Consider the following 22,795-nt stretch of genomic DNA (forward strand, 5'->3'; position numbering starts at 1 on the left):
TGATTTATGCCAACCGTAAAGGTGCGCAATCTGAAGAACGAGGAGGTCGGGGAGGTCGAGCTTCCCGATGAGGTCTTCGGCGTCGAGCTAAACGAGGCGTTGATCTACGCTGCGGTGCGCAACTTCCTCGCCAATAAGCGCGCGGGGACGGTCGCGACGAAGACGCGCGGCGACGTTTCCGGTTCCGGGCGTAAGCTTTGGCGGCAGAAAGGGACGGGGCGGGCGCGCGTCGGCTCGATCCGCTCGCCGCTGTGGAAGGGTGGCGGCAACGTCCACGGACCGCAACCGCGCGATTGGTCTTACGCGCTGCCGAAGAAGATGCGGCGCGGCGCGCTGCGCTCGGCGTTATCGGAGCGTCTTCGCGAAGGCAATCTGATCGTGATCGACAGCTTCTCGTTGGATCAGCCGAAGACCAAGGAGTTCGTGCGCGCGATGGCGACTCTTGGCGTGGACGGAAGCAAGGCGCTCATCGTCGATTCAAAGGATAACCGCAATCTCATCTTGGCGGCGCGTAACGTCGAGCGCGTCAAAGTCGTCGAGAGCGACGAGGTGAACATCTATGACGTGCTCTATCACGAAAAGTTGCTGATCTCGCGCGCTGCCGCCGAGAGATTGGCGCAGCGGCTCGATCCTGAAAGGAGCGTTAGCCAGAAGGAGGCGTAAGAGATGCGGACCATCTGGGACATCATCAAAGCGCCGGTCATCACGGAGAAGGCGCTCGTCGCCAAAGAGGAGGCGCAAGGTGGGCGCCAATTGCTCACTTTCCGCGTCGATCGCCGCGCGACCAAGCCGGAGATCAAGGAAGCTGTCGAGCGCATCTTCGGCGTCAAAGTCGAGAAGGTGCGCACGATCAACTGCCGGGGCAAGGTGACGCGGCGCGGACGCTTCGAGGGGCGGCGTCCAGCCTGGAAGAAGGCTTACGTGACTTTGAAGGCTGGAGAGAAACCGGTCGATTACGGCGAGATGGTCTAGGGGGCTCAGAGAGCTCGGCCCTTGATCTTCCGAAAACCGTACGGGGTGCATTATGGGCATCAAAAAACTGACACCGACATCGCCAGCGCGACGTTATCAAACCTATCTGACGCGCGATGAGTTGACGCCCGGGGCGGAGCCGGAAAAGTCTCTGCTCGTGCCGAAGAAGCGCATCTCGGGGCGCAACAATTACGGGCACATCACCGTCCGGCGGCGCGGCGGCGGGCACAAGCGCTTCTATCGCATCATCGATTTCAAGCGCGACAAGATCGGCATCCCCGGGCGCGTCACGCAGATCGAGTACGATCCGAACCGCTCGGCCCACATCGCGCTTATCACCTACTTGGATGGCGAGAAGCGTTACATCCTCGCTCCGGTCGGGTTGGAGGTCGGGAAGATGGTGATGAGCGGGCCCGATGCTGACATCTTGCCGGGCAACGCATTGCCGATCCGTAATATTCCGCTCGGCACGCAGATTCACAACATCGAACTGCGCCCCGGCAAGGGCGGGCAGCTCGTGCGCGCCGCCGGATCGTTCGCGCAACTTCTCGCTAAAGAAGGGGATTACGCGCAGATCCGCATGCCATCGGGCGAGATCCGCTTGGTATCGGTCGATTGCATGGCCACCATCGGCCAAGTGGGCAACGTTGAGCACGAGAACGAAAGTTTGGGCAAAGCCGGGCGCTCGCGCTGGAAAGGGATTCGCCCGCACGTCCGCGGCGTGGCGATGAACCCGGTGGATCATCCGCACGGCGGCGGCGAGGGGCGCACGAGCGGCGGACGGCACCCCGTGACCCCTTGGGGACAGCCGACGCGCGGCTACAAGACGCGGCGCAATAAACGCACGCAAAAATGGATCGTGCGCGATCGAAGGGCGAAGTAGTTCTCCGTAACTTGAGCGAAGCGGAACGGAAGATTTATGGCACGTTCGGTCAAAAAAGGACCTTTCGTCGATGAGCACCTGTTGAAGAAGGTGCAGCAGGCGCGTGAGAGCGGGCAACGACCGCCAGCGATCAAGACTTGGTCGCGGCGCTCGACCATCACGCCCGAGATGGTTGGCCTCACCTTCGCCGTGCACAACGGGAAGAGGCACATCCCGGTCTATGTGACGGAGAATATGGTGGGCCACAAGCTGGGGGAATTTGCGCCGACGCGCACCTTCAAGGGGCATCCGGGAACGAAGGCCGAAAAGTCGGCGAGGGTCGGAAAGAAGTAGGATGGCACGCGCGGTAACGCAAAGCGTCGAAACGGGCGCTTCGGCGGGCTGACCGCGAAGGTTGTGGAGTGCGGTATGGAAGCGATAGCAAGAGCCAGATATCAACGTGGATCGCCGCAGAAGACGCGGCTTGTCGTTGACCTGATCCGTGGCAAGAACGTCAATGAGGCGTTGGCTATCTTGCGCTATGCGAACAAACGCGCGGCGCGGACCGTGGAGAAATGTTTACGGTCGGCGATCGCCAACGCGACGGAGTTGGCGGAGAGAGACAACATCGCGATCGATCCAGACGAGCTGTGGATCAAGGCCGCATACGTAGATCAAGGGCCGACCAAGCGACGTTATCGCATCCGTCCAGCTCCGCATGGGCGCGCTTACCGCGAGCGACGCCACTATTGCCATATCACGTTGCTCCTTTCGACCGAGGAGCGCAGCGAGAAGGCAACGAGACGGGCGAAAGCGCCAGAGGCTGCGACCGGAAACCAAGAGGAGTGAAGAGGGAGCGAAGGAAGTGGGTCAGAAAGTTCATCCATACGGATTTCGTCTCGGGTATAACAAGGATTGGCATTCGCACTGGTTCGCCAAGCGCAACTTCGGCGATCTTCTGATCGAAGATCTGAAGCTGAAGAAGGAGTTGAAGGAGCGCTTTGCGGGCGCAGCCGTCTCACACGTGGACATCGAACGCGCGGCCAATCGCATGAAGCTCATCATCTATACGGCGCGCCCCGGCATCATCATCGGACGCAAAGGCGCCGAGATCGAAAAGCTCAAGGAGGAGATCGGGCGTAAGACCGGGCGCGAGGTTCTCATCTCGATCCAAGAGATCCGACGCCCTGAGTTGAACGCTCAGCTTCAGGCGGAGAAGATCGCCGCGCAACTCGAAAAGCGCGTCGCCTTCCGCCGGGCCATGCGCAAGGTCGTCGAGGAGTCCTTGCGCTTCGGCGCCGAGGGCGTCAAGGTGATGGTCAGCGGTCGGTTGAACGGGGCCGAGATCGCGCGCAGCGAATGGTATTTGGAAGGGCGACTCCCATTGCACACGTTGCGCGCAGACATCGACTACGGTTTCGCGGAGGCCTACACGACATACGGCGTCATCGGCGTCAAGGTCTGGATCAATCGCGGCGAGATCCTCGATCCGAAAGCGGCGATGGCGCGCGGCACGAACACCGATCCGTTGACCGAAACGCGCGGAGAAAGGCGCGGACGCCGACGCGAGGGGGAACGTCGCCCGCGCGGCGAACGGGCGTGAGCGATCGAAATTGCACTGCACCTGAATCGTTAAGCGGAGAGTAGAGCGCTATGTTGATGCCGAAGAAGGTGAAGCACCGCAAACAGATGCGCGGGCGCATGAAGGGCGAAGCGACGCGCGGGAACCAGATCAGTTTCGGCGAATACGGATTGAAAGCGTTGGAACCGGCGTGGATCACCAATCGTCAAATCGAGGCGGCGCGAATCGCCATCACGCGCTATGTCAAGCGCGGCGGGAAGATCTGGATTCGCATCTTTCCGGATAAGCCGGTGACGAAGAAGCCGGCGGAGACGCGCATGGGGAAAGGCAAGGGCGCGCCCGAAGGATGGGTCGCGGTCGTCAAACCGGGGCGCATCCTTTACGAGATCGAGGGCGTAAGCGAGGAGATGGCGCGCGAAGCGATGCGACTGGCGGCACAGAAACTGCCGATCAAGACGCGATTCGTCACCCGCGCTGAACAGGAGAAAGGGGCGTTATGAAACGACGTGAGGAGTTGAATCAGTTGCGCGAAATGACCGACGAACAGTTGCGCGAAGAGGCCGCGCGACTCAAAGAGTCGCTCTTTCGCTTGCGATTCAAACTTGCGCTCGGAGAGCTCGACGCCGTCAAACGCATTCGTCAAGAGAAGAAGACATTAGCGCGCGTGCAGACGTTGCTTCGCGAGCGTGAGTTGAAGCGACAGAAGAGCGCCGCCTAAGGGGCGCGGGAGGTTCTCGCGAAGATGGCAGAGATGAGCGAACAGGAGATGAACGTGGAAGGGATGGGTCAGGCGGAGCCGTCATCCGCCGGACAGATGACGACTGCGAAGAAGCGGGGGCGGCGTGTCGAAAGGATCGGCATCGTCACCTCAGATAAGATGGAGAAGACGGTCGTCGTGCAGGTGGATCGGCTCGTCAAACATCCGAAGTATCGTCGATATGTGCGGCGCAGATCGAAGTTCATGGCGCACAATGACAAAGGTGCCGCCATGGGCGATAAGGTGCGCATCGTCGAAACGCGCCCGCTCTCGCGCCGTAAGCGGTGGCGCGTCGTGGAGATCCTACAGAAAGCGGAGAAGTGAGGGGACGGGTCGGAAGGATTCCGTTGAGGCTTTTGATCCCCCGAGGGGGCGAGCGACATGTTCAGCTCACGGCGCGGTGGGGAACTGCTCTATAGACTGACACCATGCTGGATGGAGTGAAGCAGCCATGATTCAAATGCACACATCTTTGGAGGTGGCCGACAATTCCGGCGCGCGTCGCGTCGAGATGATTCGCCCGATCGGCGGCGCGACCGGGCGCACGGCGAGCCTCGGCGACAAGATCAAGGTCACGGTGAAGGAGGCTGCGCCCGATGGCGTCGCAAAGAAAGGGAACGTCTATTCGGCCGTCATCGTGCGCACGCGCAAAGAGGTGCGCCGCAAGGATGGCACCTACATCCGCTTCGATCAAAACGCCGCCGTGCTCATCAAAGACGACGGCACGCCGATCGGGACGCGCGTATTCGGTCCCGTGGCGCGCGAGCTGCGCGATAAGAACTTCATGAAGATCGTCAGTCTGGCTCCGGAGGTGATATGAGCAAGCGAGGCACGCGGCGGTGCAAGATCAAGAAGGGCGATCAGGTGATCGTCATCGCCGGGCGCGATCGCAATAAGCGCGGGCGCGTGCTCGAAGTCTTGCCCGATAAAGGCAAAGTGCGCGTCGAAGGCATCGCCATCGTCAAACGGCACGAACGCGCCAATCGCGCAACAGGGCGCGGCGGCGGGATCATCGAGAAAGAGGCGTTGATAGACATCTCAAATGTTCAACTGATCGATCCGGAAACGGGGAAACCGACGCGCGTCCGTTACCAGATCAATGAGGATGGAACGAAGACGCGCATCGCCGTACGCAGCGGCGCCGCGCTCGATAAGGCTTGAGCGCGAGGTTCGGAAACGCCGATCATCAGGCGAGACCCGAACGATTCTTAGTGAGGCGATTGAACGATGGTACCGAGGTTGAAAGAGAAGTACAAGAATGAAGTCGCTCCGGCTCTGGCCAAAGAGTTCGGGATCAAGAACCCGATGGCGATCCCGCGCCTTGAGAAGATCGTCATCAACATGGGGTTAGGTGAAGCGACGCAGAATGTGAAGATTCTGGATACGGCGGTTGAGGAGTTGGCCGCGATCACTGGGCAGAAGCCCGTGATCACGCGCGCCAAAAAATCGATCGCCGCGTTCAAGCTCCGCAAGGGGATGCCGATCGGCGCGATGGTCACGCTGCGCGGCGATCGGATGTATGAGTTTCTCGATCGTTTGATCTCCATCGCGCTGCCGCGCGTGCGCGATTTCCGCGGCGTTTCTCCTAACTCCTTCGATGGGCGCGGTAACTACACGCTCGGCATACGCGAACAGCTGATCTTTCCCGAGATAGATTTCAATAAGGTTGATAAGCTGCGCGGCATGAACATCTCGATCGTGACGACGGCGCGCAACGATGATCTAGCGCGCGCGCTGCTTCGCGGATTGGGCATGCCGTTTCGGCAGCAATGAGAGAGAGGTATGGCTAAGCTATCGAAAATCGTTAAGGCAAAACGTCGCCCTAAATTCGCCGTTCGCGCCCATTCGCGGTGCGAGCGTTGCGGACGGCCACGTGGGTACTTGCGGCGATTCAAGCTGTGCCGCATCTGTTTCCGGCAATTAGCTTTGCAGGGGCAGATCCCCGGCGTGATCAAGTCGAGTTGGTAGTCAAGCGAGCTTATATCGGGGTGAATCAACGATGACGGATCCGATCGCCGATATGCTGACGCGGATGCGCAATGCGATCGCCGCAGGCCATTCGCGCGTCGATATTCCGGCTTCTAAACTGAAGTTAGAGATCGCCAGGATTCTCAAAGAGGAAGGGTACATCAACAACTTCGTCGTCAAGGGCGAGGGGGCGCGCCGCGTCATTCGCATCTTCTTGCGTTACGACACGCGCGGCGTCTCTTCGATCTCGCATCTCGAGCGCGTTTCCCGTCCGGGGCGGCGCGTCTACGTCGGCGCGCGTGAGATCCCGCGGGTTCTCGGCGGTTACGGCATCAGCATCATCTCCACGCCGCGCGGCGTGATGACGGGAAAACGCGCCCGGCGCGAGAACGTCGGCGGCGAACTGTTGGCGAAGGTCTACTGAAGCCGCAAAGGATCTATGTGAGGGTGGAGCGATGTCAAGGATAGGAAAGAAGCCGATCCCGATCCCAAACAACGTGACGGTCACCATCCGCGAGCGCGAGTTGGAGGTCAAGGGGCCGAAAGGGACGCTCGTGACGCCCATCCCGCCGGGCATCCGTTTCGTGCTCGAGGATGGGCAATTGCGCGCGGAACGGGAATCGGACCAGTACGCCGCACAGCATGGGTTGGCACGCGCGCTGGCGAATAACGCCGTGATCGGCGTCACGCAAGGGTTCACCAAAGAGCTCGATATCGTTGGCGTCGGTTACAAAGCTGACGTGCAAGGGCGAACGGTCGTCTTCTCGCTCGGTTACTCGCACCCGATCGAATACAGATTGCCGGATGGGATCGATGTCAAGACCGAGCGCGTGCAAGCGAAGCAATCGATCCCGCAGTATCAAGTGACGCTCATTCTGAGCGGGATCGACAAACAGAAGCTCGGTCAGGTGGCTGCCGAGATGCACCGCTTGCGCAAGCCCGATGCTTACAAGGGGAAGGGAGTGCGCTACGCCGACGTGCCGTTGAAACTCAAACAGGGCAAGAAGTCGGGCAAGTGAGCCGTGCGTCTGTGGTGAGACTGGAAGAGCGAACTAGAATTTTCATAAGGGAAGTCGGAGATGGCGAAAAAGACTCGAGCAGAGATACGCGAAGCTATACACCGGCGTATACGGCGTCGCGTGCGTGGCACAGCGGAGCGTCCGCGCTTGGCGATCTTTCGCAGCGCGAAGCATATCTACGCGCAGATCATCAACGATGACGAGGGGCGAACGCTCGCGGCGGCCTCGACGCTCGATCCGGAATTGCGCGGCAAGTTGAACGGCGCGGGCAAGATCGACGCGGCACGCGCCGTCGGGCGACTGATCGCCGAGCGTGCGCTTGCCAAGGGGATCGAACGGGTCGTCTTCGATCGCGGCGGCTATCGCTATCACGGGCGCGTCAAGGCGCTGGCGGATGCGGCGCGCGAGGCGGGGTTAAATAAGGATGAGAAGCGGCGTGAGCGGCGCGAGAAGCCGCAGGCCGAGGCCGCTTGATGGGGGAGCGATTCTGTAAAAGATCTTGGAATCGATCATGCGAAGACCGAGACAGAAGATTTCACCGGAAGGGCTCAATCTGCAAGACGAGGTCATCTCGATCAACCGCGTGACCAAAGTGGTCAAGGGCGGTAAGAACCTGAGTTTCGCCGCGCTCGTCGTCGTCGGTGACGGGGCTGGCCATGTCGGTTTCGGGACCGGCAAAGCGCGCGAAGTCCCGATCGCGATCAAGAAGGCGATCGAAGCGGCGAAAAAGAATCTGATCCGCGTGCCGCTGGCTGGGAACACTCTGCCGCATGAGGTCATCGGCGAGCACGGAGCCGGGCGCGTTCTTCTCAAACCGGCTGAAGAGGGCGCGGGCATTATCGCCGGCGGAGCGGTGCGCGCGATCATGCGCGCCGCTGGCGTGCGCGATGTGCGCACCAAGGTTCTCGGTTCGACCAATCCGCACAACGTCGTGCGCGCTACTTTCGATGGCCTGCTTCAGATCAAAGATCCGGTCGATGTGGCGCGGTTGCGCGGCAAGCAGCTGGAGGAGCTTCTATGAGCGAAGAGCGTCGCCAAGATCCGGTCAGGAAGATCCGCGTGCAATATTACCGGAGCGCGATCGGGCGCTCGAAACATCAGAAGCGGATCATTCGCAGCATGGGCTTTACCAAACTCAATCAGATCATCGAACAGCCTGACACGCCCGCTATTCGCGGAGCGATTGCCAAGGTGCCGCATCTATTGCGAATCGTGGAGTGAGGTTAAGGATGGCTATCGGTCTAAACAATCTGCGTGCTCCCGAAGGCGCGACGCACAAGAAGAAACGCCTCGGGCGCGGGCCCGGTTCAGGGTTGGGGAAGACCGCCGGGCGCGGCAACAAGGGGCAGAAATCGCGCTCCGGCTATCGTTTGCGGAGAGGGTTCGAGGGCGGCCAGATGCCGTTGCAACGGCGTTTGCCGAAGCGCGGGTTCAATAACGCCTTCAAGCGCGAATGGGTCGAGGTGAACCTCTCCGTACTGGACCGGAACTTCGAGGCCAATGCGGAGATCACGCCCGAGATCCTGCATCAACGCGGCCTCATCAAAAAAGCGAAGCGCGATGTCGTCGTTTTGGGCAATGGCGAGGTGACGAAACCGCTCCGCGTCTCGGCCCATCGTTTTACGGCGAGCGCGCGCCAAAAGATAGAGGCGGCGGGCGGCGCGGTGACTATCATCGAACGAACGACGGGCGGCGGCGAAAGTTCGAGCTGAGCGGTCGCGCTGTAAATCGTAAGGGCGAGGGGGAGGCAAAGGAACGTCTCTTCGCCGCCCTTCTCTTGTGGTGAGGCCATCTGCGATAATCAGCCCAGACTCGATCTCGCGCTTTCGCGCGAAAGAGGGGCAGCCGTATGGAGAAATTCCTTAATGCCATCCGGAACATGATGAACGTGCCCGATCTGCGCAAGCGGATCGTGTTCACGTTGGCCATGCTCGCCGTCTATCGGTTGGGCGCACACATCACGGCGCCGGGCATCAACAAGGAGCGCCTCGAGATGTTATGGGGCGAGGTCGGAATGACCCTGCTCGGCGTGCTCGATCTCTTTTCAGGGGGGAATTTCCGCACGATCTCGATCTTCGCGCTCGGCGTGACGCCTTATATCACTTCTTCGATCATCTTACAGTTGATGACCGTCGTCTCGCCGCAGTTGAAGAAACTGCAAGAAGAAGGCGAGATGGGGCGGCAGAAGATCAATCAGTACACGCGCTATCTGACGGTCGGTCTGTGCGCTTTGCAGACGACGTTCGTCGCGCGCTGGTTGCAGATCAATGGGGTCGGCGATCCCGGATGGGGGTTCATGTTGAGCACGATCTTGACGCTGACGACGGGCACGATCTTCGTCATGTGGTTGGGCGAGCAGATCACCGAACGTGGCGTCGGCAATGGGATCTCGCTGCTCATCTTCGTCGGGATCGTGATCGGCTTGCCGCGCGGTGTGGCCCAGGTCCTCGAGCGCGTCCGCAGCGGCGACACGCTGGCGACGCTCGGCGTCATCGTCATGGTCGCCGTCCTCGTCGCTTTGATCGCGTTCATCGTCTTCATCGAATCGGCACGGCGCAAAGTGCCGATCAGCTACGCCAGACGACAGATCGGGCGGCAAGTGCTTGGCGGACAGCAGACCTATTTGCCCATCAAGATCAACATGGGCGGCGTCATCCCGGTCATCTTCGCCGCTTCCGTCTTAGCGATGCCGCAAACCGTCTTGCAATTCGTGCCGTATGACCCGAACAACCCGACATCTTGGGCGAGTCGGATCCATAGCTTCTTCCAGCAGTTTCACGGCGGCGATCCGTATTACGAGCTGCTCTACATGGCGCTCATCATCTTCTTCACCTTCTTCTACATCACGATCATCTTCAACGTCGAAGAGGTGGCGGACAATCTGCGCAAGCATGGCGGATTTATCCCCGGGATCAGGCCTGGGAAGAGCACCGCAGAGTATCTGAATACGATCGTCACGCGACTCACTACGGTTGGAGCGATCTATCTGGCGTTCGTCGCTTTCGTCCCGCAGTTGATGCTGAACGGTTTCAAGGTCGGGCGGCTACCTGTGATCGGGCAGACGCTCGATGCTTTCTTCAGCACCACGCCCGGATTGTCATGGATCCCAACCGGGATGGGCTATCAGTTCTATTTCGGCGGAACCTCGTTGCTGATCCTTGTCGGCGTCGCGATGGATACCGCGGCGCAGGTCGAAGCGCAACTCATCATGCGCAACTACGAAGGGTTCATGGGGCCGGGCGGAAGACCGATGCGCGGGCGAAGACCGTGATGGATCTCGCGCGCGGGACGTTGGGAGCAAGATCAGCAAGCGTTTAGCTCTTATGGCGAAGATCATCGTTCTCATGGGCGCGCCGGGCGCCGGCAAGGGGACGCAAGCGCGCCTCCTTCAGGAGCGGACCGGTCTGCCGCAGATTGCGACGGGAGATATCTTCCGCGCGCTCGCACAAGAGGATTCGCCCCTGGCCGAGGAGGTGCGCGCCGTACAAGCCTCGGGCCGCCTGATCTCGGATGACTTAGTGGTGCGCGTCGTGCGCGAACGGACGGGCCGGCCGGATTGCCGAAATGGCTACATCCTCGATGGATTCCCACGCACCACGGTGCAGGCCGAGATGCTCGAAAAGCTGGCCGAAGAGCAGGGGCACGCGATCACAGCCATCCTCGTCGATGTTCCATTGGAGATCTTGGAGAAGAGGATGACCGGGCGGCGAACGTGTCCGGTGTGTGGGGAGATCTATAACGTCTATTTCAAGCCGCCGCGGAACGATGAGCGGTGCGATCTGCATCCGGAGGCGAAACTCATCCATCGTTCTGATGATGTACCCGAAAAAGTGCGCGTGCGGTTGGAGACGTATGAACAGCAGACGCGCCCGTTGATCGATTACTATGAGGCTGCGGGGAGGCTGCATCGGGTCGATGGCATGCGCGCGCCCGAGGAGATCTATAAGGACATAGAGCGGATCGTTCTCAACGGGGCCTGATGGGCAACGGATGATGGCGCAATCGGCGTCTTGTTGATACAGTGATAATCGCAAAGTCGAAGAAGGAGTTGGAAAAGATGCGCGCCGCGGGGCGGTTGGCGGCCCTCGTGCTTCAAGAACTGCGGCGGATGATCGTCCCCGGCGTCACCACTCTTGAACTGGATCGCATGGCGGAGAAGCTGATCCGCGATGCCGGCGGGGTGCCGACCTTCAAAGGGTATCACGGCTACCCCTTCTCGCTCTGCACTTCAGTTAACGAGCAGATCGTTCATGGATTCCCATCGAACTATAAATTGCGTGAAGGGGATATCCTATCGATCGATTGCGGCACAACGCTGAACGGGTATGTGGGCGATACGGCCTGGACTTTCCCGGTTGGGCGCGTGAGCGCCGAAAAGCTCAGATTGATCCGCGTCGCGGAGGAATGTTTGGAACGGGCCATCGAACAGTGTTATCCGGGCAAACATGTCGGCGACATCGGCTGGGCCGTGCAGCGACACGCTGAGGCCAATGGGTTTTCGGTGGTGCGCGAATATTGCGGGCATGGCGTAGGGCGACGGATGCACGAAGAGCCGCAGATCCCCAACTACGGGACGCCAGGGACGGGGCCTAAGATCAAGCCCGGATACGTCTTTGCCGTCGAGCCGATGATCAACATGGGGACCTATAGGACGCGAACGCTGGCCGATGGCTGGACAGTCGTGACAGCCGATGGCTTGCCGAGCGCGCACACCGAACATACGGTGGCGATCACAGAAGAAGGACCGGAAATACTTACGCTCGTCGAAGAAAAACAGGCCGTCCTGGTGGCAGACTAAAGGAGGCTTCGCGCCATTTGGCAAAACGAAAATCGTTGTGCTAGCATACATAGTTTGCCAACCGACAGATTTTCAAGATCATACGTGGGGAGTATGGCGAAGGAAGAGGCGATCGAAGTCACGGCCAAGGTCATCGAGACATTGCCTAACGCGATGTTTCGCGTCGAACTGGAGGACAGCCATCATCAAGTGCTCGCGCATGTGTCGGGCAAGATGCGCAAAAACTTCATCCGCATCCTGCCTGGAGATCGCGTCCTCGTCGAACTTTCGCCGTACGATCTGACTCGCGGTCGGATCACCTATCGTTACAAGTAGCCCTTGGAGGAGGTCGGATAGATGAAGGTGCGAGCGTCGGTTAAGAAGATCTGTGACAAGTGTAAGATCGTTCACCGCAAAGGTGTGGTGCGCGTGATCTGCGAAAACCCAAAGCACAAGCAGCGGCAGAAGTGAGGCAATCTCAAGGCAAATCTCTCGGAGCGGAGCGTAGATGGCACGAATCGTTGGCGTCGATATACCGGCGAATAAGCGGGTCGAGATCAGTTTGACGTACATTTACGGGATCGGGCGCGCGCGCGCGAACGCGATCCTGCAAGAGGCGGGGGTCAGTCCCGACAAGCGAGTGCGCGATCTGACGGACGATGAATTGAATCGCATCCGCACGATCATCGAGCAACAGGGGGATGTCGAGGGCGATCTGCGTAAGCGCGTGCAGATGGACATCAAGCGATTGATGGATATCGGTTGTTACCGTGGCCTGCGCCATCGTCGCGGATTGCCTGTGCGCGGGCAGCGGACGCACACCAACGCGCGCACGCGCAAAGGTCCTCGGCGGGCGACCGTGGCGAAGAAGAAGACGCCCGGCAAGAAGTAAGACCGAAGGGCGATAGCTAGAAACAAATCTCTTAGACCGTTGGGGGGATATGGCAAAGGCTGGCGGGAAGAAGAAGACTTTTCGGAAGAAAGAGAAGAAGAACATCCCTGTTGGGATCGTCCATATTTCGGCGTCTTTCAACAACACCTTGATCTCCGTCACCGATCTCGAGGGCAACGTGCTCGTCCAGTCGTCGGCGGGCGCGCGCGGATTCCGCGGTTCGCGTAAAGGGACTCCGTTCGCCGCCCAGCAGGCGGCTTTCGATGCGGCGAGCCGAGCCAAAGAGTTAGGGATGCAGCAGTGCGAGGTGCGGGTTAAGGGGCCGGGCAGCGGTCGCGAATCGGCGATCCGCGCCATTCACAGCGCCGGATTGAAGATCACGGCGATTCGCGATACGACGCCCATCCCGCATAACGGGTGTCGTCCGCCGAAGCGGCGTAGAGTTTGATATGCCGGGGATGGCAGCGAAGGCCGTCTCCAAAGGATGAAGGGCCGATTCGATTCGGCCTGTAAACTTTTCCGCGCTCTGCGGGTTGCAGAGCAGCTGAAGAATGGAGGCTTGAAAGGTTAAGTGGCGAGATACCATGGTCCGGTGTGCCGTCTGTGCCGCCGCGAAGGAGCGAAGCTTTTCCTGAAAGGGGACAAGTGTTACAAACCTTCATGTCCGATCGAAAAGCGGGGAACGCAACCGCCCGGACAGCACGGGGCGCTCGCGCGGCGCAAGGCGTTGGTCGGATACGGGCAACAGTTGCGCGAGAAGCAGAAGGTAAAGCGCATCTACTTCGTCCTCGAACGGCAGTTCCGTAACTATTTCGAGCGCGCCGCGCGCATGAAGGGCGTCACGGGCGAGAACTTGCTGATCTTGCTCGAACGGCGACTCGATAACGCTGTTTACCGGGCGGGATTTGCGACATCGCGTCGGCAGGCGCGTCAACTGGTCGTGCACGGGCATATCGCGGTGAATGGACGCAAAGTCGATATCCCATCGTTTCAGGTGAACGTCGGCGATCAGATCAGCGTCCGCGAGGCGAGTCGGCGCATCCCACAGGTCGAGGCAGCGTGGCAGACGGCTGCCGGTCGCGGGCGTCCGTCATGGCTCGTGCCGGTCGAGGGAGAGGAGATGAGCGTGCGGGTCGCGCGCTTGCCGCAACGCGACGATATCGATCGGCAGATCAACGAGCAGTTGATCGTCGAACTTTACAGCAAGTGATCAGCCGGTTCAAGCTGCTGGTTCGGGGGTGATGCCGGTAGCCTGAATCAAACCTCTATATCCGAAAAAGAAGAATGGCTATGGACCAGAACAATCTTTGGACCGGATTTCAAATGCCACGTCGTTTGGTGGTGGACACCGAAACGCTCACCGAGCGGTATGGGCGGTTTTGGGCTCAGCCGTTCGAGCGCGGATTCGGAACGACCATCGGCAACTCTTTGCGTCGCGCGTTGCTCTCTTCGATCGAAGGAGCGGCGATCACAGCCGTGAAGATCGAGGGCGTTGAGCACGAATTCTCGCCCATTCGCGGAGTTGTCGAGGACGCGACGGATGTCATCCTCAATCTCAAACAGATCCCCTTCAAACTCCATACGAACGAGCCGAAGACGCTCTTCATCTCCAAAAAGGGGCCATGCGAGGTGACTTCGGGAGATATCCAAGCTGACTCCGATGTTGAGATCCTCGATCCGAACATCTATATCGCGACGATCAGCGAAGGCGGATCGCTCAACATCGAGATGAGGTTGAAACGAGGGCGCGGATACGTGCCGGCGGATCGGAACTACGATGAAGACCTCTCGCTCGGATATATCCCCATCGATTCAGTCCATACGCCGGTCAAGAAGGTCAACTACACGGTCGAAGCGGCGCGCCTCGGCCAGAACACCGAGTACGATAAACTGACGCTCGAGGTCTGGACGGATGGCTCGGTCCGCCCCGAGGATGCGATCGGGTTGGCGGCGAAATTGATCAAAGACCACATGAACATCTTCATCAACTTCGAGGAGGATGCGGACGATTATGCTTATACGAACGTCGAACGTCCGCCGTTGCCGCGCAACGACATACTCGATCGCTCGGTTGATGATCTGGAGCTCTCGGTTCGCTCGTACAACTGCTTGAAGAACGCGAACATTCGTACCATCCGCGATCTCGTCCAGCGGACCGAGGAGGAGATGCTTTCGACGAAGAACTTCGGCAAGAAGTCGCTGCAAGAGATCAAGCAGATCCTCCACAGCATGGGGCTCGATTTCGGTATGGAGTTCGATGAGCAGGGGAACCCGATCCCCGGAAGACGGCGTGGGAAGGCCAGTGGCGACGAAGAGGAGGGCGACGAAGAGTAGCGAACTTATCAAGCGAAGCGCCAGCTCCTGAGCGCTTCGCTTCTCATCCGGAAGGCACTCTCGCCGGTCCATTGAGGAATGAGGCTGGGGCTCTTGTCCCGTTTGAGGGAGCGTTAAGCCATGAGACACTTAAAGGCACATCGTAAACTGGGGCGGACGACCGAACACCGCCTCTCGTTGTTGCGCAATCTGGCTACCTCGCTGATCACTTCGCGCGAGGAGCGGATCATCACCACGCTGCCGAAGGCGAAGGAGTTGCGGCCGTTTGTCGAACGGGCGATCACCCTTTCGCGGCGCGCGCGCGCTGTGGAGAAGGAGGATGCGGCCAAAGCGCTCCACTATCGGCGCTTGGCGGCGGCCTACTTCCATGCGGGCAATCGCGGAGCGGCGGTCGATGGGCGGCGCGGCGAAGGGCGAACGGCAGGCGTGGCGGCTTTGAAACGCCTTTTCGGCGAGCTGAGCGAGCGGTATCTGAACCGTCCGGGCGGTTATACGCGAATCATCAAGCTCGGACGGCGTGTCGGCGATAACGCTGAACTGGCGATCATCGAACTCGTGGATAACCCGCGCGAACGTCGCGAAGCTGAAAAGAGGTCGAACCAGAAAGCCTCGAAGAAAGGGCGCGATCGAGCCAAATCTTCGTCGGCGGAGAACGAGTAGCAGCGATCGGTCCGGCTATGGAGAAGGGCCCGCCTGCGATGAGAGCGCGAAACCATTTCTGCTGAGGACGGTTCAACTCATTTTGTGGAAGCTCCAATCGCCGCTCTCAAACGCCGTGGTTGGAGCTTCAAATTTTGTAGAGCGGATGCGGAGGTAAGGGATGGACGAACAAGAGGCGATCACGGCTCCGGGAGGCGACCAGTTGCAAAAAGGGGGCGGCGCGCGGCGGAGATTCCAAAGGGCCAAGCATCGGCGTGAACCGCAAGGCGATCAGGCCGGGGCTGGCCCGGCGCCGGTCATCAACATGGCTGAATTGCGCGAGCTCGTGGGATTGATCGCCACGCATGGCTTTACCGAGTTCGAACTCGAACAGGAAGGTTTCCGCGTGCGCTTGCGCCGCGAACTGGCCTCTGTGCAAACATCGGCGCCGGTAGGTCAAACGGGGATCGTCGCTCCGCCTCCGCCAAATAGTGGCCCAGTCGCTACGGTTGAGATCGAAAGGGAGCGGCGCGAGGATGAACAGCCGGAAGAGAAGCTGCACATCATCACTTCGCCGATCGTCGGCACCTTCTACCGCGCGCCCTCGCCGACGGCGGAGCCTTACGTGAAGGTCGGCAGTCACGTCGAACCGGAGACGGTCGTTTGCATCATCGAGGCGATGAAGCTGATGAATGAGATCAAAGCTGAAGTGAGCGGCACGGTTGAGAAGATCTACGTTGAGAACGCGCAGCCGGTTGAATACGGTCAACCGCTCTTTGGCATTCGGCTCGACTGAGGCGAGAAGATGCGCTCGATCAAAAGGTTTCGCAAGATCCTGATCGCTAATCGCGGCGAGATCGCCTGTCGCATCATCTGGACGTGCAAGGAGATGGGGATTCGCACGGTGGCCATCCATTCGGAGGCCGATCGCGATGCGCTCCACGTGCGTTTCGCCGATGAGGCCATATGCATCGGGCCCGCCCCATCGGCCCAGAGCTATCTGAACATCCCTGCGGTCATCAGCGCGGCGGAGATCACAAACGTCGATGCCATCCATCCGGGATATGGCTTTTTGGCCGAATCGGCCCAGTTCGCCGAAATCTGCGAAGCCTGCAACATCAAATTCATCGGTCCGCGCCCCGATGTCATCCGTTTGATGGGCGACAAAGTCGAGGCGCGCCGGGCAATGAAAGAGGCCGGGTTGCCGATCTTGCCCGGCAGTCCTGAACCCGTTCGCTCTGAGGCGGAGGCTCTGGCGATCGCGCGCGAAGTCGGCTATCCGATCATCTTGAAGGCGGCGGCGGGCGGCGGCGGGCGCGGGATGAGGATCGTGCGCCGTCCGGAGGAACTCGGACCGGCATTGCAAACGGCCTCGAGCGAAGCGACGGCAGCCTTCAAAAATGGCGACATATACATCGAGCGTTACATCGAACGCCCGCGTCACGTCGAGATCCAGATCCTCGCCGATGAGCATGGAAACTGCGTGCATCTTGGCGAGCGCGATTGTACGGTGCAGCGGCGCCATCAGAAATTGATCGAAGAAGCTCCGTCTCCCGCCCTCACGCCCGAGCTGCGCGAGCGCATGGGAAGGGCGGCGGTCGAAGCGTGCAAGCGCGTCGGCTATTCGAACGCCGGGACGGTCGAGTTTCTGCTCGACGAGGATGGGAGCTTCTACTTCATGGAGATGAACACGCGCATTCAGGTCGAGCATCCCGTGACCGAGATGGTCACGCTCGCCGATATCGTGCGCAATCAGATCCGCATCGCCGAGGGGGAAGAGTTAGGCTTCGCGCAAGATGATGTGATCATCGTCGGCCATGCCATCGAATGCCGTATTAATGCCGAAGATCCGTTGACGTTCGCCCCTTCGCCTGGGCTGATCACGGCCTGTAATCTGCCCGGCGGACCGGGTGTGCGCGTGGATACGGCGATCTATCCCGGTTATGTCGTGCCGCCATACTATGATTCGATGATCGCTAAAGTGATCGTCCATGCGCGCACGCGCGAGCTGGCGATCGCGCGCATGCGCCGCGCGCTCGAAGCGATGGTGGTCGAAGGGATAAAGACGACGATCCCGCTTCACCTACGGATCATGGACGATCCGCGGTTCCGTTCGGGCGACTTTTCGACCAAGTTCATGGAGGAGTTCCTCGCGCGTGAGCAGGAGCGTCTCTCCGCTGCCCATTGAGGGCGGCGATTGACGGTGCGCGGAGATAGTCTCTATAATCGATCCCTTTTCCGGAGCCGAGAGGAGGAACGACGTGTCATACGCAATCATCAGAACGGGCGGCAAACAGTTTCGCGTTGAGCCGGGCGCGACCTTACGCGTGCCGAGCCTCGACAAAGAGGCCGGTTCGCAGATTGAGTTCGATGTCCTTTTCTTCGCCGGAGATGAGGGCGTCCGCATCGGCGCTCCCGTCGTCGATGGCGTGCGCGCCGTGGGGACGGTCATCGAGCATGGGCGCGGTGAGAAGATCATCGTCTTCAAGAAGAAGCGGCGCAAACAGTACAAGCGTAAAAAGGGGCATCGGCAAGGCTATACGACCGTAAGGATAGATTCGATCGGATAAAGGAGGTCAGATGGCACACAAGAAAGGCGTTGGCTCTTCGCGCAACGGTCGCGATTCGGTAGGGAAACGACTCGGATTGAAGAAGTTCAGCGGCGAGCGCGTCCTTTGCGGCAATATCCTCGCGCGGCAGCGTGGGACTAAATGGAAGCCGGGCAAGAATGTTGGGCGCGGCAAAGACGATACGTTGTACGCGCTGATCGATGGGATCGTCCGCTTTGAGGATAAAGGGCGTTTGGGGAAATTCATCAGCGTTTACCCAGAAGAGGCCGCAGCCGCGGAGCAACTCGCCGCGTGAGTTTCTCCCCATCTGTGAGATTGAGCGACGCTCGCGCCTGATCGAAGTGCGGGCGTCGCTCTGTTCTTGGGCGAGGAGGCTGCGCGAGGGACGGCTGGCTCCCGGCGAGCCGAGCTGCGCATCTAAATCTTGTGTTCATAGACAGAGCGAAAATCAGGGTTCGTGGCGGTCGCGGAGGCAATGGCGTGACCGCTTTCCGCCGCGAAAAGTATGTGCCGCGCGGTGGTCCATCGGGAGGCGACGGCGGTCGTGGGGGGGATGTTTGGCTCGAAGCCGACCGTTCGCTCAATACGCTTCTCCATTTGCGCTACAATCCCGAACACGTCGCCGAGAATGGACGACACGGCGAAGGCTCCAATCGCACTGGGCGCGACGGGGCGGATGTCGTGGTGCGGGTCCCGGTCGGAACGCAAGTCTTCGACGCCGAAACGGGCGAGTTGCTCTGTGATCTGGCGGAACATGGCGCTCGATTCCTCGCCGCGCGCGGCGGGCGCGGCGGATATGGCAACGCCCATTTCGCCAGTTCAACCAACCGCGCGCCGCGTTACCACCAAGAAGGGAGTCCCGGTGAGGAGCGGGAGCTTCAGCTTGAATTAAAGCTTCTGGCTGACGTCGGGTTGGTCGGTTTCCCGAACGCCGGAAAATCGACCTTGATCGCGACCATCTCTGCCGCGCGGCCGAAGATCGCCGATTATCCGTTCACAACTTTGGAGCCACACCTAGGGGTCGTAGATCTAGGCGATTTTCGCACCTTTGTCGTCGCGGATATTCCGGGGCTGATCGAGGGGGCGCACGAAGGTGCCGGGTTAGGCGATCGATTCCTTCGCCACATCGAAAGGACGCGCTTGTTGTTGCATCTTGTGGACATCTCCTCTTTCTCGGGGCGCGATCCGGTGCGCGACTATGAAGTGATCAATCGCGAGCTGGCCGAGTATAGCGGAGATCTGGCAAACAAGCCGCAGATCGTCGTCGCGACGAAGGTCGATGCGCTCGATGAGCCCGAGCGGCTCGAGCGTCTGCGCACGCGCGTTTTGGCGGATGGGCGCGATTTCCATGCGATCTCGGCCGTCGCCGGGAGCGGGGTCGCCGAGTTGGTGCGCGTCGTAGGAAGGAAGCTCGATGAGATCAGGGCGCTCGATGAATTGCGTGAGGCGGCTGAAGTTCGGCCTGGCGGGGCTTAAGTGATGAGGCGAGTCGCTCTTTACGGTGGAACGTTCGATCCAGTCCACAATGGACACATCGCCGTGGCACGGGCGCTCATAAGCTTCTTCGCCTTCGATGCGGTCTCGTTCATCCCGGCCTATGTTGCGCCGCACAAACGGGCAGCGGAGGTCGCTTCCGCGTTTCACCGTTTTGCGATGCTCGCGCTGGCGACGCAAGATGAGGAACGCTTTCGCCTTTCGACAGTCGAATTGGAAGCGCCAGAACGACCCTATACGGTTGACACTTTGACCCGTTTGCGCGCAAAGTTTAACGATTCAACGCGCCTCTTCTTCATCATGGGCGCCGACTCATGGGAGGAGATCAAAACGTGGCGCGATTGGGAGCAGGTGTTGACGATGACGGATCACATCGTCGTCGCTCGCCCCGGTCACACCTTGCGGACCGATCACGTCACGCCGGCTATCAGAGCACGCATTGTCGATCTCTGCGGGGCGAAAGCCGATGAAGCGCGGCGAACGCTCGGAGCGAGCGAGGAGGGGAGGATCTTTCTGACGGACGTCGTGACGGTGGATGTTTCGGCGACGCAGGTGCGGCGTGCCGCAAGCGAAGGCAGAGAGCTCCGCTCGTTGGTGCCAGCGCCCGTGGCCGAATATATCCGAAAGCATGGACTTTACTCGAATCGCTTAAAGGGGGAATGAGACGCGATCTAACCAAAGGAACTTCGCCGCCCGAATTGGACCAGAGGCTGCGAACCGCGATGGAAGCGGCCAGCGACAAGAAGGCTGTAGAGCCGATCGTGCTCGATTTGCGCGAGATAGCCAATTTCACCGATTATTTTTTGATCGCCAGCGGGACGAGCGCCCGTCAAGTGCAGGCCATCGCCGATGAGGTCTTCGAACGGCTAGAAAAGTCGGGCGTCAGGGCTTCGCACGTCGAAGGGTATACGACGGCGGAGTGGATCTTGCTCGACTATGGCGATTTCGTCGTTCATGTTTTTGAGGAGCGCGCGCGCCGTTTCTACGATCTCGAGCGTTTGTGGCGTGAGGCGAAGAGAATCGAATTGCCTGAACTGAGCGGGCCGGGCGTGGCACGCGAGTGATGGAACTTGTCGCCAAATCTCCAGCGATGCAAGAGGTGATAAAACTGGCCGAGCGCGTCGCGCCGACGGACGTGACTCTTCTGATAACGGGCGAATCCGGGGCGGGGAAGGATGCTCTGGCGCGTTTCATTCACGCGCGCAGTCGGCGCGCTGCGGCCCCTTTCGTCAAGATAGATTGCGCCGCGCTCCCGCAGGAGTTGATCGAGGCCGAACTCTTCGGCTATGAGCGCGGAGCGTTTACGGGCGCGATTCGATCGAAACCGGGCCGCCTCGAAGCGGCCCAGAACGGCACGCTCGTGCTCGACGAGGTCGCACACTTGTCGTTGCAAGCGCAAGCGAAGCTGCTTCGCGTCATCGAGCGGCGCGAATTCGAGCGGCTCGGTGGGCGCCGTCGAATCAGCATCGATGCGCGGATCATCGCTTTGACCAATGTCGATTTGGATGAGGCTGTGAAGAGGCGCACGTTCCGCGAAGATCTCTTCCATCGCTTGAACGTCGTGCGGATCGAGTTGCCGCCGCTTCGCGAACGGCGTATGGATGTGCGCGCCTTGGCGGAAGAGATCCTCGCGACGGTTGGCCGCAAACATGGCCGGCGAATCAAGGGGTTTTCGCGCGAGGCGATCGCCGCGCTGGAAGATTACGAATTTCCGGGCAACGTGCGCGAATTGATGCACATCATCGAGCGGGCCGTCATCATCTGCGACGGCGAGAGGATCGACATCGCCGATCTGCCTGAGGCCGTGCGCATGGCAGCGAAGGCTCAGCGGAGGCGCCGCGCGCGTCCGACGCTCGCCGAGGTCGAGGCCGAGTACATTCGCGAAACGCTCGCTGCCACGCGCGGCAATAAGTCCGAAGCGGCGCGTATTCTCGGGATAAGCCGCAAGAACCTGTACGAGAAGATCGCACGATACCACATAGAGAGCGTGAAAAGATGAGATTCCGTTTCGTCTGGATCGGTCAAACTAAGAATGAACACATTCGCGGCCTTTTGCAGGAGTACATACGTCGGTTGACGCGCTTCGTCTCATGCAAGATCATTGAGCTCCGTGAGGGGGTAGGATCGAGCGAGCGAGGCGTGCTTCAGGATGAGAGCAAGCGCATCCTAGCTTCGTTGCGCCCCGATGCTTTCGTCGTGCTTCTCGATACGGAAGGGGAGGAATGGAGTTCGCATGAACTCGCCTCACAGCTCGAGAGATGGCAAGTGAATGGCTTGAAGGAGGTGACCTTCATCATTGGAGGTCATCTGGGGGTTGCCCCGGAGATCAAAGAGCGCGCTAATCTGCGTTGGCGATTGTCACGATTGACGTTGACGCACGAATTGGCGCGCGTGCTACTGGTCGAACAGTTGTACCGCGCGTATACGATCATACGCGGGTTGCCTTATCAGAAGTGAGCCTGAGCGGAGGAGAGCGGTCTCTCTTCTCCGCATTGGTGCAAGGGGATGGAGGAATCTAAAAGCGCGTATGGATAAGAAGAGGTTGAAAACGTTTCGCGATAGACTACTGGAAAGACGTGAAGCCCTCTTTCGTCAGGTGATGGAAGCGGAGATGCGTAGCCGCGAGCGCGATATGGAGGAGACACAAGATCCAGCCGATATGGCGGCCAACGCATACGCTAAAGAGCTGATGGTCTCGATGTCCGACAACGATCGGCAATTGCTTCGCCTGATAGACGAGGCTTTGCAGCGCATCGAAGAGGGCGATTACGGCTTGTGCGTGAATTGCGGTGAACCGGTTCCGGATAAGCGTTTAGAGGCCCTGCCGTGGGCTCGATACTGTCTTCGTTGTCAGGATCTATACGAGCGCGGCTTATTGGATCAGGAGGAGGAGAGTCAATCTTAATCGACGTGGCGTCATCCCGCGCGT

Annotated in this window: 39 protein-coding genes; all 39 read left to right on the forward strand. The window is 59.9% G+C overall.

What is annotated here, in order from left to right; all coding sequences use genetic code 11:
• Positions 1 to 6: 6 nt before the first annotated feature.
• The 39 genes from rplD (at position 7) to PYK22_RS10750 (ending at position 22,771) form a co-directional block, all read left to right on the forward strand.
• On the forward strand, positions 7 to 663 hold the full coding sequence (gene rplD, locus PYK22_RS10565; RefSeq protein ID WP_041977010.1) for a 50S ribosomal protein L4: 657 nt from the start codon (positions 7 to 9) through the stop codon (positions 661 to 663).
• Positions 664 to 666: 3 nt separating this feature from the next.
• Entirely contained in the window at positions 667 to 972 is a 306-nt protein-coding gene (locus PYK22_RS10570) for a 50S ribosomal protein L23 (protein ID WP_041977013.1), read from the forward strand.
• A 52-nt stretch (positions 973 to 1,024) separates the two neighbouring features.
• The gene (gene rplB, locus PYK22_RS10575) at positions 1,025 to 1,855 is read left to right on the forward strand and encodes a 50S ribosomal protein L2 (RefSeq protein WP_041977015.1); all 831 of its coding nucleotides are present in this window, start codon (positions 1,025 to 1,027) and stop codon (positions 1,853 to 1,855) included.
• A gap of 36 nt (positions 1,856 to 1,891) precedes the next feature.
• Complete coding sequence (rpsS, locus tag PYK22_RS10580) at positions 1,892 to 2,188, forward strand: 30S ribosomal protein S19 (protein WP_041977018.1); 297 nt, start codon at positions 1,892 to 1,894, stop codon at positions 2,186 to 2,188.
• A 75-nt stretch (positions 2,189 to 2,263) separates the two neighbouring features.
• Positions 2,264 to 2,683 (forward strand): 50S ribosomal protein L22, encoded by a 420-nt coding sequence (rplV, locus tag PYK22_RS10585; RefSeq protein ID WP_041977021.1) that lies wholly within the window; start codon positions 2,264 to 2,266, stop codon positions 2,681 to 2,683.
• A gap of 16 nt (positions 2,684 to 2,699) precedes the next feature.
• Complete coding sequence (gene rpsC / locus PYK22_RS10590) at positions 2,700 to 3,437, forward strand: 30S ribosomal protein S3 (protein ID WP_041977023.1); 738 nt, start codon at positions 2,700 to 2,702, stop codon at positions 3,435 to 3,437.
• A 50-nt stretch (positions 3,438 to 3,487) separates the two neighbouring features.
• Positions 3,488 to 3,916, forward strand: a complete 429-nt coding sequence (gene rplP, locus PYK22_RS10595; RefSeq protein ID WP_041977026.1) for a 50S ribosomal protein L16 — start codon at positions 3,488 to 3,490, stop codon at positions 3,914 to 3,916.
• Positions 3,913 to 4,134, forward strand: coding sequence for a 50S ribosomal protein L29 (gene rpmC, locus PYK22_RS10600; RefSeq protein WP_041977028.1), 222 nt, complete (start codon positions 3,913 to 3,915; stop codon positions 4,132 to 4,134). Before rplP ends, rpmC begins: the two co-directional genes overlap by 4 nt.
• Before the next feature lie 24 nt (positions 4,135 to 4,158).
• Positions 4,159 to 4,497, forward strand: coding sequence for a 30S ribosomal protein S17 (gene rpsQ, locus PYK22_RS10605; protein ID WP_235789163.1), 339 nt, complete (start codon positions 4,159 to 4,161; stop codon positions 4,495 to 4,497).
• A gap of 127 nt (positions 4,498 to 4,624) precedes the next feature.
• On the forward strand, positions 4,625 to 4,993 hold the full coding sequence (gene rplN, locus PYK22_RS10610; protein ID WP_041977030.1) for a 50S ribosomal protein L14: 369 nt from the start codon (positions 4,625 to 4,627) through the stop codon (positions 4,991 to 4,993).
• Complete coding sequence (rplX, locus tag PYK22_RS10615; protein ID WP_041977032.1) at positions 4,990 to 5,334, forward strand: 50S ribosomal protein L24; 345 nt, start codon at positions 4,990 to 4,992, stop codon at positions 5,332 to 5,334. The genes rplN and rplX overlap by 4 nt, the downstream gene beginning before the upstream one ends.
• Positions 5,335 to 5,400: 66 nt before the next feature.
• Positions 5,401 to 5,946, forward strand: a complete 546-nt coding sequence (gene rplE / locus PYK22_RS10620; protein WP_041977034.1) for a 50S ribosomal protein L5 — start codon at positions 5,401 to 5,403, stop codon at positions 5,944 to 5,946.
• 9 nt (positions 5,947 to 5,955) lie between these two features.
• Positions 5,956 to 6,141, forward strand: a complete 186-nt coding sequence (locus PYK22_RS17315) for a type Z 30S ribosomal protein S14 (protein WP_083437780.1) — start codon at positions 5,956 to 5,958, stop codon at positions 6,139 to 6,141.
• Between the two features lie 31 nt (positions 6,142 to 6,172).
• Positions 6,173 to 6,565, forward strand: coding sequence for a 30S ribosomal protein S8 (gene rpsH, locus PYK22_RS10625; RefSeq protein ID WP_041977036.1), 393 nt, complete (start codon positions 6,173 to 6,175; stop codon positions 6,563 to 6,565).
• Between the two features lie 31 nt (positions 6,566 to 6,596).
• Entirely contained in the window at positions 6,597 to 7,160 is a 564-nt protein-coding gene (gene rplF, locus PYK22_RS10630; RefSeq protein WP_041977038.1) for a 50S ribosomal protein L6, read from the forward strand.
• Positions 7,161 to 7,220: 60 nt separating this feature from the next.
• Entirely contained in the window at positions 7,221 to 7,634 is a 414-nt protein-coding gene (gene rplR, locus PYK22_RS10635) for a 50S ribosomal protein L18 (protein WP_041977040.1), read from the forward strand.
• Between the two features lie 37 nt (positions 7,635 to 7,671).
• On the forward strand, positions 7,672 to 8,181 hold the full coding sequence (gene rpsE / locus PYK22_RS10640) for a 30S ribosomal protein S5 (RefSeq protein ID WP_041977043.1): 510 nt from the start codon (positions 7,672 to 7,674) through the stop codon (positions 8,179 to 8,181).
• Positions 8,178 to 8,381 carry a 50S ribosomal protein L30 gene (gene rpmD / locus PYK22_RS10645; protein WP_041977046.1) on the forward strand — a complete coding sequence of 68 codons (204 nt, stop codon included), beginning with the start codon at positions 8,178 to 8,180 and terminating at the stop codon, positions 8,379 to 8,381. Before rpsE ends, rpmD begins: the two co-directional genes overlap by 4 nt.
• A gap of 8 nt (positions 8,382 to 8,389) precedes the next feature.
• The gene (gene rplO, locus PYK22_RS10650; protein ID WP_235789164.1) at positions 8,390 to 8,872 is read left to right on the forward strand and encodes a 50S ribosomal protein L15; all 483 of its coding nucleotides are present in this window, start codon (positions 8,390 to 8,392) and stop codon (positions 8,870 to 8,872) included.
• 137 nt (positions 8,873 to 9,009) lie between these two features.
• The gene (gene secY, locus PYK22_RS10655; RefSeq protein WP_041977049.1) at positions 9,010 to 10,431 is read left to right on the forward strand and encodes a preprotein translocase subunit SecY; all 1,422 of its coding nucleotides are present in this window, start codon (positions 9,010 to 9,012) and stop codon (positions 10,429 to 10,431) included.
• Positions 10,432 to 10,483: 52 nt separating this feature from the next.
• Complete coding sequence (locus tag PYK22_RS10660) at positions 10,484 to 11,140, forward strand: adenylate kinase (protein ID WP_041977052.1); 657 nt, start codon at positions 10,484 to 10,486, stop codon at positions 11,138 to 11,140.
• A 41-nt stretch (positions 11,141 to 11,181) separates the two neighbouring features.
• The gene (gene map, locus PYK22_RS10665) at positions 11,182 to 11,958 is read left to right on the forward strand and encodes a type I methionyl aminopeptidase (protein WP_041977054.1); all 777 of its coding nucleotides are present in this window, start codon (positions 11,182 to 11,184) and stop codon (positions 11,956 to 11,958) included.
• A 93-nt stretch (positions 11,959 to 12,051) separates the two neighbouring features.
• Positions 12,052 to 12,273: a translation initiation factor IF-1 gene (infA, locus tag PYK22_RS10670; RefSeq protein ID WP_041977056.1), complete on the forward strand. Its 222-nt coding sequence runs from the start codon at positions 12,052 to 12,054 to the stop codon at positions 12,271 to 12,273.
• A 21-nt stretch (positions 12,274 to 12,294) separates the two neighbouring features.
• Positions 12,295 to 12,408, forward strand: a complete 114-nt coding sequence (gene rpmJ, locus PYK22_RS10675) for a 50S ribosomal protein L36 (RefSeq protein WP_041977058.1) — start codon at positions 12,295 to 12,297, stop codon at positions 12,406 to 12,408.
• Positions 12,409 to 12,445: 37 nt separating this feature from the next.
• A complete protein-coding gene (rpsM, locus tag PYK22_RS10680) occupies positions 12,446 to 12,829 on the forward strand; it encodes a 30S ribosomal protein S13 (RefSeq protein WP_041977059.1) in 384 nt (127 codons plus the stop codon).
• Between the two features lie 49 nt (positions 12,830 to 12,878).
• Positions 12,879 to 13,277, forward strand: coding sequence for a 30S ribosomal protein S11 (gene rpsK, locus PYK22_RS10685; protein ID WP_041977061.1), 399 nt, complete (start codon positions 12,879 to 12,881; stop codon positions 13,275 to 13,277).
• Between the two features lie 123 nt (positions 13,278 to 13,400).
• Positions 13,401 to 14,039: a 30S ribosomal protein S4 gene (gene rpsD / locus PYK22_RS10690; protein ID WP_041977063.1), complete on the forward strand. Its 639-nt coding sequence runs from the start codon at positions 13,401 to 13,403 to the stop codon at positions 14,037 to 14,039.
• Between the two features lie 80 nt (positions 14,040 to 14,119).
• Positions 14,120 to 15,163, forward strand: a complete 1,044-nt coding sequence (locus PYK22_RS10695; protein WP_041977065.1) for a DNA-directed RNA polymerase subunit alpha — start codon at positions 14,120 to 14,122, stop codon at positions 15,161 to 15,163.
• A gap of 120 nt (positions 15,164 to 15,283) precedes the next feature.
• The gene (gene rplQ, locus PYK22_RS10700) at positions 15,284 to 15,823 is read left to right on the forward strand and encodes a 50S ribosomal protein L17 (RefSeq protein WP_041977067.1); all 540 of its coding nucleotides are present in this window, start codon (positions 15,284 to 15,286) and stop codon (positions 15,821 to 15,823) included.
• A gap of 160 nt (positions 15,824 to 15,983) precedes the next feature.
• A complete protein-coding gene (accB, locus tag PYK22_RS10705; protein WP_211197675.1) occupies positions 15,984 to 16,598 on the forward strand; it encodes an acetyl-CoA carboxylase biotin carboxyl carrier protein in 615 nt (204 codons plus the stop codon).
• 9 nt (positions 16,599 to 16,607) lie between these two features.
• Entirely contained in the window at positions 16,608 to 17,990 is a 1,383-nt protein-coding gene (gene accC, locus PYK22_RS10710; RefSeq protein ID WP_041977068.1) for an acetyl-CoA carboxylase biotin carboxylase subunit, read from the forward strand.
• A 73-nt stretch (positions 17,991 to 18,063) separates the two neighbouring features.
• Complete coding sequence (gene rplU, locus PYK22_RS10715; RefSeq protein WP_041977070.1) at positions 18,064 to 18,372, forward strand: 50S ribosomal protein L21; 309 nt, start codon at positions 18,064 to 18,066, stop codon at positions 18,370 to 18,372.
• 10 nt (positions 18,373 to 18,382) lie between these two features.
• Positions 18,383 to 18,667, forward strand: a complete 285-nt coding sequence (rpmA, locus tag PYK22_RS10720) for a 50S ribosomal protein L27 (RefSeq protein ID WP_041977072.1) — start codon at positions 18,383 to 18,385, stop codon at positions 18,665 to 18,667.
• Between the two features lie 131 nt (positions 18,668 to 18,798).
• Positions 18,799 to 19,848 (forward strand): GTPase ObgE, encoded by a 1,050-nt coding sequence (gene obgE, locus PYK22_RS10725; RefSeq protein WP_041977075.1) that lies wholly within the window; start codon positions 18,799 to 18,801, stop codon positions 19,846 to 19,848.
• Positions 19,849 to 19,851: 3 nt separating this feature from the next.
• Entirely contained in the window at positions 19,852 to 20,529 is a 678-nt protein-coding gene (gene nadD / locus PYK22_RS16745; protein ID WP_060635565.1) for a nicotinate-nucleotide adenylyltransferase, read from the forward strand.
• Positions 20,526 to 20,930, forward strand: a complete 405-nt coding sequence (rsfS, locus tag PYK22_RS10735; RefSeq protein WP_041977078.1) for a ribosome silencing factor — start codon at positions 20,526 to 20,528, stop codon at positions 20,928 to 20,930. Before nadD ends, rsfS begins: the two co-directional genes overlap by 4 nt.
• On the forward strand, positions 20,930 to 21,865 hold the full coding sequence (locus tag PYK22_RS10740) for a sigma-54 interaction domain-containing protein (RefSeq protein ID WP_060635566.1): 936 nt from the start codon (positions 20,930 to 20,932) through the stop codon (positions 21,863 to 21,865). The genes rsfS and PYK22_RS10740 overlap by 1 nt, the downstream gene beginning before the upstream one ends.
• On the forward strand, positions 21,862 to 22,323 hold the full coding sequence (locus PYK22_RS10745; protein WP_041977080.1) for a 23S rRNA (pseudouridine(1915)-N(3))-methyltransferase RlmH: 462 nt from the start codon (positions 21,862 to 21,864) through the stop codon (positions 22,321 to 22,323). The genes PYK22_RS10740 and PYK22_RS10745 overlap by 4 nt, the downstream gene beginning before the upstream one ends.
• Positions 22,324 to 22,393: 70 nt before the next feature.
• Positions 22,394 to 22,771: a TraR/DksA family transcriptional regulator gene (locus PYK22_RS10750; protein ID WP_041977082.1), complete on the forward strand. Its 378-nt coding sequence runs from the start codon at positions 22,394 to 22,396 to the stop codon at positions 22,769 to 22,771.
• Positions 22,772 to 22,795: the final 24 nt, after the last annotated feature.

This window comes from Pyrinomonas methylaliphatogenes (genome assembly GCF_000820845.2).
Lineage (GTDB): Bacteria > Acidobacteriota > Blastocatellia > Pyrinomonadales > Pyrinomonadaceae > Pyrinomonas > Pyrinomonas methylaliphatogenes.

Excerpts from the sequence above, each read along its gene's own strand:
- accB (WP_211197675.1), top strand. The coding sequence starts at position 15,984 with ATGGACGAACAAGAGGCGATCACGGCTCCGGGAGGCGACCAGTTGCAA.
- rpsE (WP_041977043.1), top strand. The coding sequence starts at position 7,672 with ATGCGAAGACCGAGACAGAAGATTTCACCGGAAGGGCTCAATCTGCAA.
- rplQ (WP_041977067.1), top strand. The coding sequence starts at position 15,284 with ATGAGACACTTAAAGGCACATCGTAAACTGGGGCGGACGACCGAACAC.
- rpsQ (WP_235789163.1), top strand. The coding sequence starts at position 4,159 with ATGGCAGAGATGAGCGAACAGGAGATGAACGTGGAAGGGATGGGTCAG.
- rplB (WP_041977015.1), top strand. The coding sequence starts at position 1,025 with ATGGGCATCAAAAAACTGACACCGACATCGCCAGCGCGACGTTATCAA.
- rplV (WP_041977021.1), top strand. The coding sequence starts at position 2,264 with ATGGAAGCGATAGCAAGAGCCAGATATCAACGTGGATCGCCGCAGAAG.
- rsfS (WP_041977078.1), top strand. The coding sequence starts at position 20,526 with ATGAGACGCGATCTAACCAAAGGAACTTCGCCGCCCGAATTGGACCAG.
- rpsM (WP_041977059.1), top strand. The coding sequence starts at position 12,446 with ATGGCACGAATCGTTGGCGTCGATATACCGGCGAATAAGCGGGTCGAG.
- rplE (WP_041977034.1), top strand. The coding sequence starts at position 5,401 with ATGGTACCGAGGTTGAAAGAGAAGTACAAGAATGAAGTCGCTCCGGCT.
- rpmA (WP_041977072.1), top strand. The coding sequence starts at position 18,383 with ATGGCACACAAGAAAGGCGTTGGCTCTTCGCGCAACGGTCGCGATTCG.
- PYK22_RS10660 (WP_041977052.1), top strand. The coding sequence starts at position 10,484 with ATGGCGAAGATCATCGTTCTCATGGGCGCGCCGGGCGCCGGCAAGGGG.
- rplD (WP_041977010.1), top strand. The coding sequence starts at position 7 with ATGCCAACCGTAAAGGTGCGCAATCTGAAGAACGAGGAGGTCGGGGAG.
- rplN (WP_041977030.1), top strand. The coding sequence starts at position 4,625 with ATGATTCAAATGCACACATCTTTGGAGGTGGCCGACAATTCCGGCGCG.
- rpsH (WP_041977036.1), top strand. The coding sequence starts at position 6,173 with ATGACGGATCCGATCGCCGATATGCTGACGCGGATGCGCAATGCGATC.
- secY (WP_041977049.1), top strand. The coding sequence starts at position 9,010 with ATGGAGAAATTCCTTAATGCCATCCGGAACATGATGAACGTGCCCGAT.
- rpmC (WP_041977028.1), top strand. The coding sequence starts at position 3,913 with ATGAAACGACGTGAGGAGTTGAATCAGTTGCGCGAAATGACCGACGAA.
- PYK22_RS10570 (WP_041977013.1), top strand. The coding sequence starts at position 667 with ATGCGGACCATCTGGGACATCATCAAAGCGCCGGTCATCACGGAGAAG.
- rplO (WP_235789164.1), top strand. The coding sequence starts at position 8,390 with ATGGCTATCGGTCTAAACAATCTGCGTGCTCCCGAAGGCGCGACGCAC.
- rplX (WP_041977032.1), top strand. The coding sequence starts at position 4,990 with ATGAGCAAGCGAGGCACGCGGCGGTGCAAGATCAAGAAGGGCGATCAG.
- nadD (WP_060635565.1), top strand. The coding sequence starts at position 19,852 with ATGAGGCGAGTCGCTCTTTACGGTGGAACGTTCGATCCAGTCCACAAT.
- rplP (WP_041977026.1), top strand. The coding sequence starts at position 3,488 with ATGTTGATGCCGAAGAAGGTGAAGCACCGCAAACAGATGCGCGGGCGC.
- PYK22_RS10740 (WP_060635566.1), top strand. The coding sequence starts at position 20,930 with ATGGAACTTGTCGCCAAATCTCCAGCGATGCAAGAGGTGATAAAACTG.
- accC (WP_041977068.1), top strand. The coding sequence starts at position 16,608 with ATGCGCTCGATCAAAAGGTTTCGCAAGATCCTGATCGCTAATCGCGGC.
- rplR (WP_041977040.1), top strand. The coding sequence starts at position 7,221 with ATGGCGAAAAAGACTCGAGCAGAGATACGCGAAGCTATACACCGGCGT.
- rplF (WP_041977038.1), top strand. The coding sequence starts at position 6,597 with ATGTCAAGGATAGGAAAGAAGCCGATCCCGATCCCAAACAACGTGACG.
- PYK22_RS10750 (WP_041977082.1), top strand. The coding sequence starts at position 22,394 with ATGGATAAGAAGAGGTTGAAAACGTTTCGCGATAGACTACTGGAAAGA.
- rpsK (WP_041977061.1), top strand. The coding sequence starts at position 12,879 with ATGGCAAAGGCTGGCGGGAAGAAGAAGACTTTTCGGAAGAAAGAGAAG.
- rpmD (WP_041977046.1), top strand. The coding sequence starts at position 8,178 with ATGAGCGAAGAGCGTCGCCAAGATCCGGTCAGGAAGATCCGCGTGCAA.
- PYK22_RS17315 (WP_083437780.1), top strand. The coding sequence starts at position 5,956 with ATGGCTAAGCTATCGAAAATCGTTAAGGCAAAACGTCGCCCTAAATTC.
- PYK22_RS10745 (WP_041977080.1), top strand. The coding sequence starts at position 21,862 with ATGAGATTCCGTTTCGTCTGGATCGGTCAAACTAAGAATGAACACATT.
- infA (WP_041977056.1), top strand. The coding sequence starts at position 12,052 with ATGGCGAAGGAAGAGGCGATCGAAGTCACGGCCAAGGTCATCGAGACA.
- rpmJ (WP_041977058.1), top strand. The coding sequence starts at position 12,295 with ATGAAGGTGCGAGCGTCGGTTAAGAAGATCTGTGACAAGTGTAAGATC.
- PYK22_RS10695 (WP_041977065.1), top strand. The coding sequence starts at position 14,120 with ATGGACCAGAACAATCTTTGGACCGGATTTCAAATGCCACGTCGTTTG.
- rpsS (WP_041977018.1), top strand. The coding sequence starts at position 1,892 with ATGGCACGTTCGGTCAAAAAAGGACCTTTCGTCGATGAGCACCTGTTG.